Below are 15,297 nucleotides of genomic sequence, written 5' to 3' on the forward strand. Positions count from 1 at the left end.
CAAGGGGAAGGACGGGCCAGGTGTCGGTGCTCGATGAGAAGGTGCAGGACCTCTACGAAGAGGTGGTCGCGCGCAATCCCGGTGAGGTGGAGTTCCACCAGGCTGCACGCGAGGTGTTCGACAGTCTTGGCCTGGTTCTGGCCAAGTACCCGCACTATGCCGACGCCGGCATCATCGAGCGGCTTTGCGAGCCCGAACGCCAGATCATCTTCCGGGTGCCGTGGGTCGACGACAACGGACAGGTCCGGATCAACCGCGGCTTCCGTGTCGAGTTCAACTCGGCGCTCGGGCCCTACAAGGGTGGTCTGCGGTTCCATCCGAGCGTCTACCTCGGTGTGGTGAAGTTCCTCGGTTTCGAGCAGATCTTCAAGAACGCGCTGACCGGACTGCCGATCGGTGGCGGCAAGGGCGGGTCGGACTTCGACCCCAAGGGCCGCTCCGAGGGCGAGATCATGCGGTTCTGTCAGTCCTTCATGACCGAGTTGTACCGCCACATCGGTGAGTACACCGACGTCCCCGCCGGCGACATCGGTGTGGGCGGTCGTGAGATCGGTTACCTGTTCGGCCAGTACAAGCGGATCACCAACCGCTACGAGTCGGGCGTGCTGACCGGCAAGGGGCTGTCGTGGGGCGGATCGCAGGTGCGTCCGGAGGCCACCGGCTACGGTGCGGTGTTCTTCGTCCAGGAGATGCTGACCGCTGCCGGTGAGTCCGTCGAGGGCAAGCGCGTCGTGGTCTCCGGCTCGGGCAATGTCGCCATCCATGCCATCGACAAGATTCATCAGCTCGGTGGCACCGTGGTGGCCTGCTCCGACTCCGGTGGCTACGTCGTCGACGAGGCCGGCATCGATCTGGAGCTCCTCAAGGAGATCAAGGACGTCCGCCGCGGCCGGATCGGCGAGTACGCCGATGCCCGGTCCAGCGCACACCTCGGTGAGCCCGGTTCCTCGATCTGGCAGGTGCCCACCGATGTCGCGCTGCCGTGCGCGACCCAGAACGAGCTCAACGACCAGGATGCGAAGTTCCTGATCAGCAATGGTTGCCGCGCGGTCGCCGAGGGCGCCAACATGCCCGCCACCCCGGATGCCATCAAGGCCTTCGCGCAGGCCGGCGTGCTGTTCGCGCCGGGTAAGGCGGCCAACGCCGGCGGTGTGGCCACCAGCGCACTCGAGATGCAGCAGAACGCTTCCCGCGACTCCTGGAGCTTCGAGCACACCGAACAGCGACTGCAGAAGATCATGCGGGGCATCCACAACACCTGCCTGCAGACCGCCGACGAGTACGGCGCCCCGGGTGACTACGTGCTCGGCGCCAATATCGCGGGCTTCACCCAGGTCGCCGACGCGATGCTCGCACTCGGCGTCATCTGAGTTCGATCGTCGATCACCGTGCGTGCCACGCACGGTGATCGATCCGAGCAGATCGTGCGGCGTGTGTGGCACGGTGATTGAGCCGGACAGATCGTGTGGCGCGCGTGGCACGGTGATTGAGCCGACGAGGAGCGGAGCGACGAGGCGTGTCGAAATCTCCGCAGCCCGAGCTCGAGACGTAACCACGGCTGACGACGGAACCTTCCCGGCGTGCTCGACTTGCGCGGCAAGGCAATTGAGCCGAGCAGATCGTGCGGCGTGTGTGGCACGGTGATTGAGCCGCACAGATTGTGGGGCGCGCGTGGCACGGTGATTGAGCCGCACAGATTGTGGGGCGCGCGTGGCACGGTGATTGAGCCTGAATCCACCGATCCGGTTTCAACGGTCGGATGAATGATGTTGGAGCCCTTGACCCCGATACCAACCCGATAAAGACGTGTGTGTACCGCCGATCTCCAACGTCGGCCTGTTTCACCAGGTTTCAGATCAGGGCCACACACGGCCGAATGGTCAGGTCAAACACCAGGATTTCAATGAACAGTATTGGCATACAACCGATTCCACTCCACTTCCCAGGGCCACCCAGCCGGTAGATGTAACGACAAACGACGTGCCGACGACGAAGTCCGCGCCGGTACCCCGATCAACGCACGCCGGATCGTGGTCGTGGTCGCACGCATCAATGATCCACCGGCCACGGTGGCCGCTGCCCGGGTGAGGTTGAACGCCATCACCGCACACGCCAACCACGCGGCGTTGGCAGAGAACTTCCCCGAGGGCATGTGGGCCATCGCCGAGGCCTTCAGATCGGCATGGACCTGCTCGATGATCGCGTGATGACGGTGCACACGATCAGCGACGACTTTGTCGGTGGTCATGTCGGTGGTGAAGAACGCATGGTGACGATACACATCGAACAACGAGTCACCATCAGGATTGAGGGCCAGGACCCGCCGCACGATCAACCGACCCGGAATCGGGGCCCGGGTACGCCCGGGTTTGACCGGTGTGGAGGGTTTACCGACGAACCCGTCGAAGGGAACCTCGGCCACCTCGGCGGTACGCACCAGCTGCCCGTCTGTACCAACCTGGGTGGGGTTGGCCAGGGTGATCGTGGTCCATGCCGAGTCATCGATCGTGGAGATCGCGGTGGTCACGTTGCTGTACAACCGCACCGTCAACGACACCTGTGCCCCGGCCCGGTGGGCTGCGGCGACCAGGTCGTGGGAGTAGAACGCGGAATCACCCCGAACCAACACCGGCACCTCTCGTCCGGCCGGCCACGCCCGACGCAGGGTGTTCAACGATCGGGTCAACAGGTCGGCGGCTCCGCGCACCGAGTTACACGACCCGCCCCGCAGGCGGTGACCGAGGATGATCGGGGCCCGATCGGCGGTGGTGGCCGTCACCATGAGGGCGTTGATCCCACGGACCCCGCTGTAGCCGTATTTCGCGCCTTGTTTCTGGTGGCCGTAACACTGGTTGATGGTGTCGTCGAGATCGACCAGTACCCGTTCACCTGCAGGGTTGAGGAGGTGGGTGTGTTCGATCAGGCCGGCCAACAGGCGGGTGGCGATCGCCTCGTACTGGGCGACCGTGCCGCGGGTACAGGCCCGCAGAAACGTGCCCAGGGTGGACGGGGCGTGGGTGTGGCCGTAGATCGTGCCCATCCCGCCGTGGCCGATGATCGACAATCCGTCGATGGTGTCGGCGCCCATCACCATGCCCATCACGATTGCTGAGAGTTTCCGGCCGGCGTTGGCGCCGGTATCGGTGGGGATGGTCAACCATTGATCGCCGAGTTCTTGCAGGCCACACGTTTGGGCCAGACGCATCACCGGTACCACCCCGGCCGGCCCGATCAGGTTGTGGTCATCGAATGATGCTGACTTTACCGGCAAGGTGTGGCAGGATCGCATCTGCGAGATGCCCTTTCTTTGTGTGTGGGTCGAACCTTCGATAAGTCTGATTCTCACACTCGGACAGGGCATTTCGTGTTTCCCACGCCGTTTCGGGCCCAGGTTTTTCCATCTGGATCGGTGGATTCAGGTTGAGCCGATGAGGAGCGGAGCGACGAGGCGTGTCGAAATCTCCGCCGGCCGACTTCGAGAGGTGACCACGGCTGACGACGGAAGCCTCCCGGCGTGCGCGGCAAGGCAATTGAGCCGAGCAGATCGTGCGGCGTGTGTGGCACGGTGATTGAGCCGCACAGATTGTGGGGCGCGCGTGGCACGGTGATTGAGCCGATGAGGAGCGGAGCGACGAGGCGTGTCGAAATCTCCGCCGGCCGACTTCGAGACGTAACCACGGCTGACGACGGAAGCCTCCGGCACGCTCGGCGTGCGCGGCAAGGCAACTGAGCCGGGCAGATCGTGCGGCTTGCGCGGCACGGTGATTGAGCCGATGAGGAGCGGAGCGACGAGGCGTGTCGAAATCTCCGCCGGCCGACTTCGAGAGGTAACCACGGCGACGACGGAACCGTCCGGCGTGTTCGGCGTGCGCGGCAAGGTAATTGAGCCGGGCAGATTGTGCGGCTTGTGCGGCACGGCAATTGAGTCGGGCAGATTGTGGGGCGCGCGTGGCACGGTGATTGAGCCGACGAGGAGCGGAGCGACGAGACGTGTCGAAATCTCCGCCGGCCGACCTCGAATCGCAACCGGGTCACCTCCAGCGTGACCCGACGCGAGGTCAGGAGCCGTCGCCGTCTCGGCCGGGTTCTTGCCGTGTGATTGACTCCCACCATGATGAATGCGGTAGCCGACCGTCTCGAACGTCATCAGGTCGTCCTGTACCTGGTGGCCATCGTGGTGGGCCTGCTCGTCGGACTGAGTGCCCCGGGCGCCGGCCCGGGGCTTGCGCGCGGAATCGATCCGGTGCTCGGTGCCTTGCTGTACGTCACGTTCCTCCAGGTTCCGGCGTCGGCATTGCTCCGCGCTGTGAGGGACGTCCGGTTTCTCGGCTCGGTGGTCCTGGTGAACTTCGTCGCAGTACCCGTCGTGGTCGCCGTCCTCTTTCTCTTTGCGCCGGCCGATCAGGCGGTGCAAATCGGGATCTTGCTCGTATTGCTGTGTCCGTGTGTGGATTACGTGATCGTGTTCTCCGGTCTTGCCGGTGGGGACAGTCGCCGCCTGCTCGCGGCGACGCCGGTTCTGCTCCTGCTGCAGTTCCTGACGCTTCCCGTGTTCCTGTTCGTCTTCCTCGGCTCCGATCTTGTCGACGTCGTCGATGTGCAGCCGTTCATCTCGGCGTTCGTCAAGCTCATCGTCATCCCTCTGGCGTTGGCGTGGCTCACTCAGTGGTGGTCGTCAAGACACCGATCTGGTGAGCAGTTCTCGGGTGTGGTCTCGGCGGCCATGGTGCCGTTGATGATGGCGGTGTTGGGGCTCGTGGTCGCCTCGCAGGTGCCCGCCATCGACGACGGGTTCGGCTCGGTGTTCCGGGTGGTTCCGATCTACGTGGTGTTCCTCGTCGTGATGCCGATCGTCGGGCTGCTCGTGGGTCGGCTTTTCGCCCTGGATGTGCCTGCCCGGCGGTCGGTGGTGTTCTCCGGGGCGACCCGGAACTCGCTGGTCGTGCTGCCGCTGGCGCTTGCTCTGCCGGCCGGCTTCGAACTCGCCGCGGCGGTCGTGGTCACCCAGACGCTCGTGGAGGTGATCGGGATGGTGATCTACGTGCGCGTGGTCCCGATGCTGGTCCCGGCACGGTGATTGCGGACCCCGCCTGTCCGCGATCGGGTGCATCCTGTGGGTACTCGTCGACCACGAAAGGACCTTTGTCATGGCAGCGGAATTCCAGGTGACCATCGACTGTGCCGATCCGGCTGGACTGTCGGAGTTCTGGGCTCAGGTGCTCGGATACCGACTCCTCGATCCGCCCCCGGGGTTCGACACGTGGGAGGCGGCGTTGGTCGCCTTCGGCGTTCCCGAAGATCGTCGCAACGATGCCTCGGGGATCATCGACCCGGCGGGTCGTGGGCCGAAGTTGTTCTTCCAGAAGGTCCCTGAAGGCAAGTCGGTCAAGAACCGTCTGCATCTCGACGTTCGTGCCGCGCCGGGATTGCAGGGCGATGCGCGGATGAACGCACTCGAGGTCGAGGGCGAGCGGCTCGTGGGGCTCGGCGCCACCCGGCTCACCCGCATCGAACCCGCGCCGCCCCTCGAGGGTGGCCACATCGTGATGGCTGACCCCGAAGGCAACGAGTTCTGCCTGGACTGACCGGCAACCGTGCGTCGCCCGGCGTGGTGACGACGATCGGTCGTGCCTGTCGTACGAGGTCCAGCACAGTGGAGACGGCGGCCTCAACCCCATCCTCGGGTGGCTACAGCTTTGAGGAGACAGGCTCTAGTCGACGACGAACTGCGTCGTACCGAACCGGGGACCGCCCACGCCGTGCTCACGCTGGCGCCGGATGACATAGCTTCCCGGCGCGATGCCGGTGGCACCGTGCTCGGGGTGGATCAGATACGCCACCGTGGTGGTCTCGACGATCCCGAGTGCGAGTCCGGTGGGATCGATGACAAATCGTCCCCACCTGCATCCGGGGCCCTCGGCGACCAGGGTGTGCGGGTTGCCCCCGCCGGTGCTGCGGAGAAGCTCCAGTCCGGTGGTCGGAACAGGGCGGGTGAAGTACTGGGCATGGCAATGGACATCGGGTGTGAGATCACGGGGGAGGACGATGAGATCGCCCTGTGCCTGTGGTCCGTCGAGGATCGGGATCGACACCGACCGGTCGAGATGGTCGAGCACGGAGAGACCCGAAAGCGTCGTGAGTCGGTCGAGGGTCATCGCTGAGGACATGGGATCACCTGTGGGGTCGTAGGGCTGGACAGGATGTGGTGGCAACGGGATCGGCGTGGCTCATGTGCGCCGTCCGAGCCGGGCGTAGTCGGCGCCGGTGAGACCATAGGTCCAGCCGGCGGCCTCGAGCGCGGAGTCGAATCCGGGGACACCGATGGCGTACCGCCGGCGAGTGCCATCCCGCTCTGTCGAGCCGTTGGTGGTCAACAGGATTCGTTTGCTGGTACGCCACTGTGACGGGGAGCTGTACAACTCGAGCACACAGCCCGGGTTGCCGGGGTCGTCGGTGCGGTCGACGGGGTCGAGTCCTGCGGCGTCGAGGTACTGGTCCCATCCGAGTCGTTCGATGGCACATCGACGGATCTCCACGTTACGTTCGGCATCGATGCGTGCGACGGTGGGATCATCGATCACCCACTCGGGGACGACAGTGCCGTGGAGCACGAAAGTACTTGTGCCGTCGGCGAATTCTATCGCCGGACGGTGGTCGTGGTGGAGTCGTCGTTCGTGATGGACACCGCCGGGGATCGGCTCGGTGAACAATTCAACGGGGCGTTCGGCCAGAACACAGAGACCGTCGAAGGCCCACCACCATCCGGTCGACTGCACCAATCTCGACCGGATGTCGAGGAGAGCGGCGTCGTCGGCTCCGCACCTGGTCAATCCGAGTTGGATGAATGCGTCGTCGGTGCCGACCCGGTAGGCGTCCTGCTGGCCGAACCAGGTGATCACGGTGGGCAGTGGCAGCAGCTGTGCGCGGATTGCGGCCACCACACCGTCGACCATGCTGGTACGTAACGAGTTCCACATCGTCTGCCAGACGAGTTCGGAGAGCTCGACGCCGTCGGCCGCGGCCTCGGGTGGCGGTTGGAAGTGTCTCCAGGTCTGGGCGAACGACGTGGGATGCGGCCGACGACTCCGGCGGTGCAGGCGGTTTCGTGACGTCCGGAACAGGTCGGCGATCCGACCGGATGCCTCGTCGACGAGGTTCGCGGTCGAGTCCGAGTACCGGTGGTTCTCTGCGTCGATGATGGCGTGGGCGGCGGCGGGCGAGTCTGCCCAGAGGAAGGCCGGGGGAGCCTGCCCGATACGCCGATAGAGTTCGGCCACCGCATCTTCGGCGTTTGCCCGGTCGGACGATGCGGTCTGTAACCCGTGCGCGAGCCAGCCGTCACGCAACGTGCAGAGCTGCCATGCCTGATCGACACGATGCTCGGTGGATTCGATGAGGGGTTGGCGACCTGAGGTCGCTCGTGTGCGCACCGCGGTCACCTGATGGTGGCGGAGTGCGCCTTTCCGATGGGGAATGTCATCACGGTTGCCAAGAATGGCATGCGATCGGTGTTCACGCAAGCGTCGGCACTGGGACGGTCACGTCCCGCCCACCGCGAGGTGGTCGGTCGTTGTGCGGTGATTCGCTTGAAACGCAGTCGATCTCAGTCGAAGTACGAGGCGAACTGATGGTAGGGAACCTGGCCGGAAGGGCTGGCCTCGATCGCGTTCACCACCGTCTGGGGGATCGGCGCCCAGTAGGCGGGCATCGTGGCGGCGAGCGCCGGCCTCACGATGTAGATGAGGGCGAAGTTCACCACCCACAGCGGTGGTGCCATCGACATCCCGACCGTCGTCGTGATCCCGCCCCGGGTGTTGGTGACCAATTGTGCGGTTCCTGAGATCTGCTGTGAGGCAAAGCCGAAGGGAACCTGAACGGAATAGGCCGAGCGGTACAGCGCCAGCAGGCTGTGCGTCGCACCGTTGTTGCGCATCCATGTGCCGATGTAGGCGCCCGGTGCGAGCAGCGTGTTGACCTGTCGGGTCGGCGCACTCGCGTTGGCCGGACTCTGCAACATACCGTGGCTGTCGACGTAGAGGCCGTAGCTGCCGAGTACCGAGCCGCCGTACATCGGCCGGCCGACGGTGTTGGTGAGGATGATCAGGCAGGCGTCGATGGTCTTCGCGGCATCGCGATCACCGCCCACGCCGCCCCCGCTGAGCAGTGCCCGATACTGCTGTTCGGACAGGGCATCTCGGGGTGAGAGTCCGATTGCTGCGGCGATCCGCTCGGTCGCAGCCTGGCCGAGTGGCTGGTTCAGCTGTGCTGGGCTCGTCATCTCTTGCGGCGCCACAGCCTCGAAAGCAGGTGCACCCGCGAACGGTTGGGCGAATCCGGTGGCCGATCCGCCGGGGGCGGCCACCGCTGTCGCCGACGTCGACAGCGTCAGCCCCACCAGCGCGACGACCATCACGACCACACCGGCGGAGCGCCGGCGCCGCGGTTCTCGCAGTCGTGGTCGACGAGCCGGTTCCGGGGAGGCCATGTGTCGCATGGGGCGCCTCATCGAGGTCGAGTGGACGAGCACGAGCTTTTTCAGTGAATCCCCGCGGAGTTCGGTGTGTCAAGAGGCGGCGGCGGGCGCCTGCCGGTGCCCGCGTCAGCCGACTCGGATTCCCTTGTAGGCGAGAAACTCTCGGGCGTGTCCGATCTTGCGTTCGTCGGAGAAGGTACGCCATTCGTCGAGCAGCCCCTCGTCGGAGACAAGGTCCCTGAATCTGCGGAATGCGCCGCGGCCCTCGAGTGCACGTTCCATGCGTTGGCGCACGTCCGCGTCACGCTGTTGCTCGGCAAAGGCGGCCATGTCTTTCCAGCCCTCACGCGAGGACACCTTGTCGAACATCAACCAGCGGTCGATGTCCTCGTCGACATCGATCGCGGCATCTTCGCCGACCATTCCCGGGTCGGTGGCACCGCCGTCGCGCACCGCGCCGGTTTGGAGGTCGATGAATCCGTAAGTCCACTCCCTGCTGTTGCTGTGGAGTGTGTATTCGAGTTCGTCGAGCTGGACCGGCACCACCTTCCCGGGGAGTGGTTCGCCACGCAGGAGTGCTTGCAGATCCTCGGCGAGGATCGCGTCACCGGGGCCCTCGCGGTCAGTCAGTCCGTCGATGACCGCGCGGGCGATCGGTTCGGCCGCGTCTCGTCCCGCCCGCAACGCCAAGACGACCCCCGACCCCACGTGCTGCAGCGCCGGGGTCACGTCGCGGCCGAGCACGGCGGCGAGAAACCGGTCGATGTCTTTCATGTACACCGCTCCCCGGACCTCGCGGTGATCGACCGGATCGGAGGTGTCCACAGCCGGCCAGTCCGGACGGAGCATCGGGTGCGTGCCGGCGAGCCGGGGTGGCATCTCGATGGTTTCCTCGTAGTCCAGCCACCTGCGACCGAAGGGGTCGGGGATCGTGCCCCATCCCTGATAGGGGGTCGGAGTATCCGGTTCGCCGCCGAGCACATCGCGAGGATCGATCGGTAGGTCCGCGATGGTGCACGCGTGCGTCCAGCCCCCGGCGGAGTCGACGAAACGAAAGACCGCGCCGCGCGAGAGCAGCTCGGCGACGGCGGAGTGGTCGACGTCCTGGGTCCGCCCGTCGGGCAACGTGAAGCCACCGGGCTGCGGCGTGGACCACCTTCCGAAGCCGACACTGATGGCGGTCGCCAGTTCGGCGAATGTGTGTGATGGGCTGACGGCGAGCACTCTCGCCGGGCGCGGCCACACATCCTCGCGAGGGCCCCCGAGTAGCTCCACCGTCACCGACAACCAGTCCTGAGCCATGAATCCGATCATGGCATGCATACCGAGTGTTCGAAACCATCTGCGGTGAGTGTGCTGGTCGGCCTCGCCGGAGCAGTCGGTCCAGCCCACGTTGCTCGCCGACGTGTTCTGGCCCCAGCACCAGATCGCGCCGGCGTGACGGTGTGAGGCACCCGGCCGGGTTCCGGGCCGGGGTCAGGGGTGGGCGGCGGTCTGTCCGCGTCGGTCCTGCCGTCGCATGATCGGTCCCAGTGACGCCGCGGCGACGAGCACCAGCCCGGCCAGCAGACCCCAGGGCGCGGCCCGTCCCAGGGCGGTGTCGGGCACGGCGTCGACCACGGCACCCACCGCCGCCGACGCGGGCAGTACGAGGATTCCGCCGATAGACGCGTACACGCCGTAATAGGAGCCGAGATGCTGCTCGCGTGCGAAGCCGGGAATCGCCGCTCGCGCCGTCGGACCGGTGATCATCTGCCCCATCGCGAGGAGCAGCACGAACAGCAGTGCACCGATGAGTGTGGCCGGCCGGGAGCCGACGGCAGCTGCGGTACCGACGGCGACCAGCCCCAGGGCGACGCTGCCGAGGCCGAGAGTCATCGCGCGTGTGGGAGATCGTCGACGGGCCCAGGCCGTGACCCGCATCTGCGCGATCACCACGACCAGCGACGAGGCGGCGAGCAGGACACCGAGGGGTTCCTGGTCGCCCCAACCGCGGTCGAGTTCGATGGGCACGAGCAGGTACAGCTGGTTGTAGGCGACCAGCGAGACGCCGACCGCCAGGGAGAAACACAGGAACACACGGTTTCTCGCGATGTCGCGCCAGCCGGACAGGACCGAGCCGCGCGTCGGGGGCGGACGGTGCGCGGGTAGCCATCGCCACTGTGCGGCGCCGATCAGCACGAACACCGCGGCACCGGTGAACGCCACGGTGCGGAAGTCGACATTGAGTAGCAGGGCGCCGAGAAGCGGTCCGGTGAACGCGCCGATCTGGCCGAACGCGTTGAACAGCGCGAAGGCGTCGATCCGCGCGTGGGAGGCGTCGTCGGTGTCCGAGCTGCGGGCGAGTTCGGCCTCCACGGCGGGGGAGAAGAGTGCGCCGGCGAACCCGGTGAGCACTGCACCGATTGCAGCGCCGAGGACGGAGGTACTGATCCCGAGGCACACGAGTCCGGACACGCGGACCGCGCAGCCCACCAGCACCGTCCGCCGGGTGCCGATCCGGTCGGCGATGGTGCCGCCGACAAAGAACATCCCCTGCTGGGCCACCGTCCGCAGCCCGAGGATCGCACCGACCACCGCGGCCGCCTGCCCCAGGTCGGAGGTGAGATGCACCGACAGGTAGGGCAGCACCATGAAGAACCCGACGTTGAACGCCAACTGGGTCAGGACGAGAAGCCGAACCACCGGGTTCGCGCGTGCGAACCCGGTGACGAGGCCTCCGGTCCTGGTGGTCCGACTGCTCAATCGGCTTCCCGGACAGTCGGAACGAATCGGATGTTCATCCCCTCGGAGGTATCGGTGATGACCGCCTGCACCCGATAGACCTCCGCGATCAACTCTTCGGTGAGCACCGACCCCGGAGTGCCTGCGGCGACGACCCGGCCGTTCTGCAGCACCATCAGCTGGTCGCAGAACATCGCCGCGAGATTCAGGTCGTGGATGGCGATGATCGAGGTGATCGGCAGCCGCGACACCAGCGACATGAGTTCGATCTGGTGATGGATGTCGAGGTGGTTGGTCGGTTCGTCGAGCAGTAGTTCTCGCGGTTGCTGGGCCAGTGCCCGTGCGATCTGGACGCGTTGCTTCTCCCCGCCCGACAGGTGATGCCACAGCCGGTCGGCCTTGTCGGTGAGACCGGTCTGGGCGAGCGCATCGACGATCGCACCGTGGTCGGCGCCAGGGTCCGAGCCGAATGCGCCTCGATGGGGAAGCCGACCCAGGCTCACCACCGACCGCACCGACACATCCACGTCGGTGTCGACCTGCTGTGCGACGACGGCCACCTTGCGGGCGACGTCACGGCGCTTCAGCTCGGAGATGACGTCGCCGTCGAGGGTCACCACACCCGCAGTGGGCTTGACGAATCCCGACAGCAGGCGCAGCAGCGACGACTTGCCCGACCCGTTCGGACCCAGCAGGCCGATGGTCTGCCCGGGCTCGGGAGACACACTGACACCGTCCACCACGAGGTTGCCGCTGCGGTTCCAGGTGACACGGTCTGCGCAGAGGCTCATGCCCGTGCCCTCCTCGAGAACATGATCAGCACAAAGGCGGGAACACCGATCAGCGCCGTTCCCACACCCAGCGGAAGCGGCGTGGGATGGAATGCCTGACGCGAGATCGCATCCACCCAGACCAGGAACACCGCACCCGAGATCGCACTCACGGGCAGCAGCCGCACATGCCCGGGGCCCACGAGGAACCGGGCGGCGTGCGGGATCAGTAGTCCCACAAAGCCCACCGCGCCCGCGACGCTGACGAGTGCGGCGGTGATCAGTGCGGTCAGCACGAGCAGTGCACCTCGCACCCGGGTGACGTCGATCCCCAACGACGAGGCGACCTCGTCGCCAAAGGTGAACGCGTCCAAGGCGCGTGCCGCGGCCCAGCACAACAGGAGTCCGGCGACGGTCACCACGACGGTGAGTTGCGCGTCGTTCCACCGGACCCCGTCCAGCGAGCCGAGCAGCCAGAACATCACGCCGCGGGTCTCGTCGGAATCGGCGAAGGCGAAGATCACGAACGACGTCAGGGCCGAGAAGAGTTGTGTCATCGCGATACCCGCGAGGATCACCCGGTCGGTGCTGCCGCCGGCCAGATACGACAGCAGCAGTACCGCACCGAAGGAGACCAGTGCTCCGATGAACGCACCGCCCGACAGGCCGATCGCCAAACTGCCGAGGCCGAGGATTCCGATCACGACGGCCCCGGTGGAGGCGCCCGACGAGATCCCGAGGAGGAACGGATCGGCGAGTGGGTTGCGGAGCAGCGACTGCAGGATCACACCGCAGATCGCCAGCCCACCGCCGACGGCGGCGGCGACGACCGACCGGGGGACACGGTCCTCCCAGACGATCACCTCTTTGTACGGCAGCACCCGGATATCGGTCAGGTGCAGGTGATTGCTCAGGATGTCACGCACGTTGACGAGGCTGATGCTCTCGCCGCCGATGCATGCTGCCGCCACGATCGACGCCAGGAGCACGATGATCCCGCCGACGATCAGGGCGACAAGGGTCAGGGCGGAGCGGCCTTGCGAGGGCGCGTCGTGTGCCCCGGAGACCGGTGGTGCTTCCGCGATGTTCTGGTTCACCGATGGACCGTCGTCACTGCGGGTTCTGAGCCAGCCAGGCCGACATCTTCTCGATGCCGTCGATCATCCGGATCGACGGATTCATCTCCGCACCGTGCAGTGGGATGTAGCGCTTCTGCGTGACCACCGGCATCGCCTTGGTGACCGGGTCGGTCGCCAGGAACTCTTCCTTGTCGGCGAGTTTGTCGCCCGGGAACCGGTTACGGGCGAGGTCGCCGAGGCCCAGGATGTCCGGATTGCGTTCGACCACCGAGGTCCACGTCGTCGCAGGCCAGTCGTCGGTGAGGTCGGCGTAGACGTTCTTCAGGCCGAGCAGGTCGGACATGTACTGGACCGAACCCATGCCACCACCGACATACGGGGTCTTGGTGTCGGCGAACCAGAATGCGATGGTGCGGCCGTCGCCGTTCGCAGTGGCCTGTGCGTCGGCGATGCGCTTCTTGATGTCGTTCACCAGCGTCTCGCCGCGGCTGGGCACGTCGAAGATCGCGGCCAGCTGGGTGATCTCCTCGTACAGCGAGTCGATGGCAAATGGCTTGGTGCGCTTGCCTCCGTTGGCATTGACCGAGATGTCGCCGTCACAGTCGGTGGGGGAAAGGTAAGTGGGAACCGAGCTCTCGGCGAATCGGGCACGCTCGGCGACGCCGCCCTCCTTCTTGAAATGCCGACCGAACGAGGCGGTCACGAAATCGGGATCGGTGTCCATGACGGCCGCGAAGCCGGGCGCATTGTCGGCCAGTCGGGGAACCGTGGAGTTGGCCTGCGCGAGGTTCTCCCGAATCGGGTCGGTCCAGGACGCGGTGCCGACCATCCGGTCGGCCAGGCCCAGTGACAGCAGGATCTCGGTGGAACCCTGGTCGAGGGAGACCACTCGATCCGGTGCCGCATCGAAAGTCTCTGTGACACCGCAGTTGTCGATCGTCAGGGGATAGGTCGTCGTACCCTCGCCGGTGGCATTTGTGGCCTTGTCGTGCACCTCTTCGGACGCGCCACACGCTGTGATCACACCGAGCGTGAGCCCGGCGAGGAGTACCGGCGCGAACAATTTCCTGCGTAACAACAAGGGACCTCTCTCCTGCGCGGAGCATAGCCATCCCAACGGGAAAGCTTAGCCTTACTTAACGGCTGAATGTCTATCACGGAGATCGGAGGCCGACCGCATCGCTGACAGGAAGTTCTCAGTGTGGCTTAAGAAGTGGTGGTCACGGCGCCGGCTGGGGTGCGTGGTTGCGGTGACCGTCGACACAGGGTCCCGGCGGTGATGCCGGGACGGGCTTCTGGTCGGTCGGGTCCTCGATGCGCCATGAGCGTTCCCCTTCCCCGGGTTCATACTCGTTCACCTGCGCCCGGGGTCAAGCGGGACAACGATTCACGGCCCGAACTGGCGTCGTCCGACGACGGGGCGGTGACCGGACACCTGCTGGCTATGGTGGAAACATGCCCCGGGTCAGTACTGGCGAGTCGGTCTTCGCGCGCGTCGTGCGGATCGTGGAGGCCTTCGGCATCGACGACGACGCGTTGACGGTGGGGGAGATCGCTCGTCGATCGGGGCTGCATGTCGCCACGGCATCCCGGCTGATCGGTGAGTTGGTCGGCGCCGGGTGGCTGGAGCGAGACCACGGGTCGGTTCGTATCGGTGTCCGGTTCTGGGAGCTCGCCTCCCGTGCATCACCGGCCGTCGGGCTTCGTGAGGCCGCGATGCCGTTCATGGAGGACCTTCGCCACGTCATCGGCAACGACATCCAGCTGGCGGTGCGCGAAGGGGTCGAGGTCCTGATCCTGGAGCGGCTGACATCGCCGAGTCCGGTCGTCAACTATTCGCGGATCGCCGGTCGCCTCCCGCTCCACGCATCGTCGTCGGGGCTGGTGCTGCTCGCCTACGCGGGGCCAGAGCTCGAAGCCGTGGTGACGGCCGAGCCGTTGACGACGTACACGCCGCAGACCATCAGGACGCCCGACCAGCTGCGAGTGGCGCTCGCGCATGTGCGCCGCGAGGGCTATGCGTTGTGCGCCGGTCACATTCATCCGCAGACGACGGGGATTGCGGCGCCGATCCGGGGGCGCGACGGTGCGGTGGTGGCGGCATTGGGTCTGATCGTTCCGAACGATGAGTCCGCGTTCGGACGGATTCCGGCGTTGCGGGCGGCGGCGCGCGGTATCTCGCGTGTGATGGCACGAGATGACGCCGCATCGAAGTGATCTGAACCACGGTTTGTCTCTCAATCATTGAGAA

The 15,297-nt window shown here is 66.0% G+C and carries 14 protein-coding genes; 4 read left to right on the forward strand and 10 right to left on the reverse strand.

What is annotated here, in order from left to right; genetic code table 11:
• Positions 1-20 precede the first annotated feature (20 nt).
• A complete protein-coding gene (gdhA, locus tag Q9K23_RS24925) occupies positions 21-1,370 on the forward strand; it encodes an NADP-specific glutamate dehydrogenase (RefSeq protein WP_020792636.1) in 1,350 nt (449 codons plus the stop codon).
• 530 nt (positions 1,371-1,900) lie between these two features.
• On the opposite strand, the gene Q9K23_RS24930 is transcribed toward gdhA, so the two are convergent.
• Positions 1,901-3,289 (reverse strand): IS1380 family transposase, encoded by a 1,389-nt coding sequence (locus Q9K23_RS24930; RefSeq protein WP_305950327.1) that lies wholly within the window; start codon positions 3,287-3,289, stop codon positions 1,901-1,903.
• 126 nt (positions 3,290-3,415) lie between these two features.
• Positions 3,416-4,147 carry a hypothetical protein gene (locus tag Q9K23_RS24935; protein WP_305950328.1) on the reverse strand — a complete coding sequence of 244 codons (732 nt, stop codon included), beginning with the start codon at positions 4,145-4,147 and terminating at the stop codon, positions 3,416-3,418.
• Here Q9K23_RS24935 and Q9K23_RS24940 point away from each other — a divergent pair.
• Together Q9K23_RS24940 and Q9K23_RS24945 are read left to right on the forward strand one after the other, a co-directional pair.
• Entirely contained in the window at positions 4,115-5,077 is a 963-nt protein-coding gene (locus Q9K23_RS24940) for a bile acid:sodium symporter (RefSeq protein WP_053776239.1), read from the forward strand. The two genes, Q9K23_RS24935 and Q9K23_RS24940, sit on opposite strands and share 33 nt — an antisense overlap.
• A gap of 70 nt (positions 5,078-5,147) precedes the next feature.
• On the forward strand, positions 5,148-5,585 hold the full coding sequence (locus Q9K23_RS24945; RefSeq protein WP_020790982.1) for a VOC family protein: 438 nt from the start codon (positions 5,148-5,150) through the stop codon (positions 5,583-5,585).
• A gap of 126 nt (positions 5,586-5,711) precedes the next feature.
• On the opposite strand, the gene Q9K23_RS24950 is transcribed toward Q9K23_RS24945, so the two are convergent.
• From Q9K23_RS24950 to Q9K23_RS24985, 8 genes are all read right to left on the reverse strand, one after another.
• Entirely contained in the window at positions 5,712-6,167 is a 456-nt protein-coding gene (locus tag Q9K23_RS24950; RefSeq protein ID WP_053776233.1) for a hypothetical protein, read from the reverse strand.
• A gap of 60 nt (positions 6,168-6,227) precedes the next feature.
• Complete coding sequence (locus Q9K23_RS24955) at positions 6,228-7,430, reverse strand: DUF6745 domain-containing protein (protein ID WP_152972591.1); 1,203 nt, start codon at positions 7,428-7,430, stop codon at positions 6,228-6,230.
• Between the two features lie 173 nt (positions 7,431-7,603).
• A complete protein-coding gene (locus tag Q9K23_RS24960) occupies positions 7,604-8,410 on the reverse strand; it encodes a hypothetical protein (RefSeq protein WP_261977660.1) in 807 nt (268 codons plus the stop codon).
• A 189-nt stretch (positions 8,411-8,599) separates the two neighbouring features.
• A complete protein-coding gene (locus Q9K23_RS24965; RefSeq protein ID WP_053776238.1) occupies positions 8,600-9,775 on the reverse strand; it encodes a UPF0158 family protein in 1,176 nt (391 codons plus the stop codon).
• Between the two features lie 174 nt (positions 9,776-9,949).
• A complete protein-coding gene (locus Q9K23_RS24970; RefSeq protein ID WP_261977659.1) occupies positions 9,950-11,158 on the reverse strand; it encodes an MFS transporter in 1,209 nt (402 codons plus the stop codon).
• 56 nt (positions 11,159-11,214) lie between these two features.
• Positions 11,215-11,988: an ABC transporter ATP-binding protein gene (locus Q9K23_RS24975; protein ID WP_020789685.1), complete on the reverse strand. Its 774-nt coding sequence runs from the start codon at positions 11,986-11,988 to the stop codon at positions 11,215-11,217.
• Entirely contained in the window at positions 11,985-12,950 is a 966-nt protein-coding gene (locus Q9K23_RS24980; protein WP_082365689.1) for an iron chelate uptake ABC transporter family permease subunit, read from the reverse strand. The genes Q9K23_RS24975 and Q9K23_RS24980 overlap by 4 nt, the downstream gene beginning before the upstream one ends.
• Before the next feature lie 127 nt (positions 12,951-13,077).
• On the reverse strand, positions 13,078-14,070 hold the full coding sequence (locus tag Q9K23_RS24985; protein WP_020789680.1) for an ABC transporter substrate-binding protein: 993 nt from the start codon (positions 14,068-14,070) through the stop codon (positions 13,078-13,080).
• 431 nt (positions 14,071-14,501) lie between these two features.
• Here Q9K23_RS24985 and Q9K23_RS24990 point away from each other — a divergent pair, with 431 nt between their 5' ends.
• Positions 14,502-15,263, forward strand: coding sequence for an IclR family transcriptional regulator (locus tag Q9K23_RS24990; protein ID WP_020789683.1), 762 nt, complete (start codon positions 14,502-14,504; stop codon positions 15,261-15,263).
• The last annotated feature ends 34 nt before the right edge of the window (positions 15,264-15,297 follow it).

It is taken from the genome of Gordonia sp. NB41Y (genome assembly GCF_030718915.1).
GTDB classification, from domain to species: domain Bacteria; phylum Actinomycetota; class Actinomycetes; order Mycobacteriales; family Mycobacteriaceae; genus Gordonia; species Gordonia desulfuricans.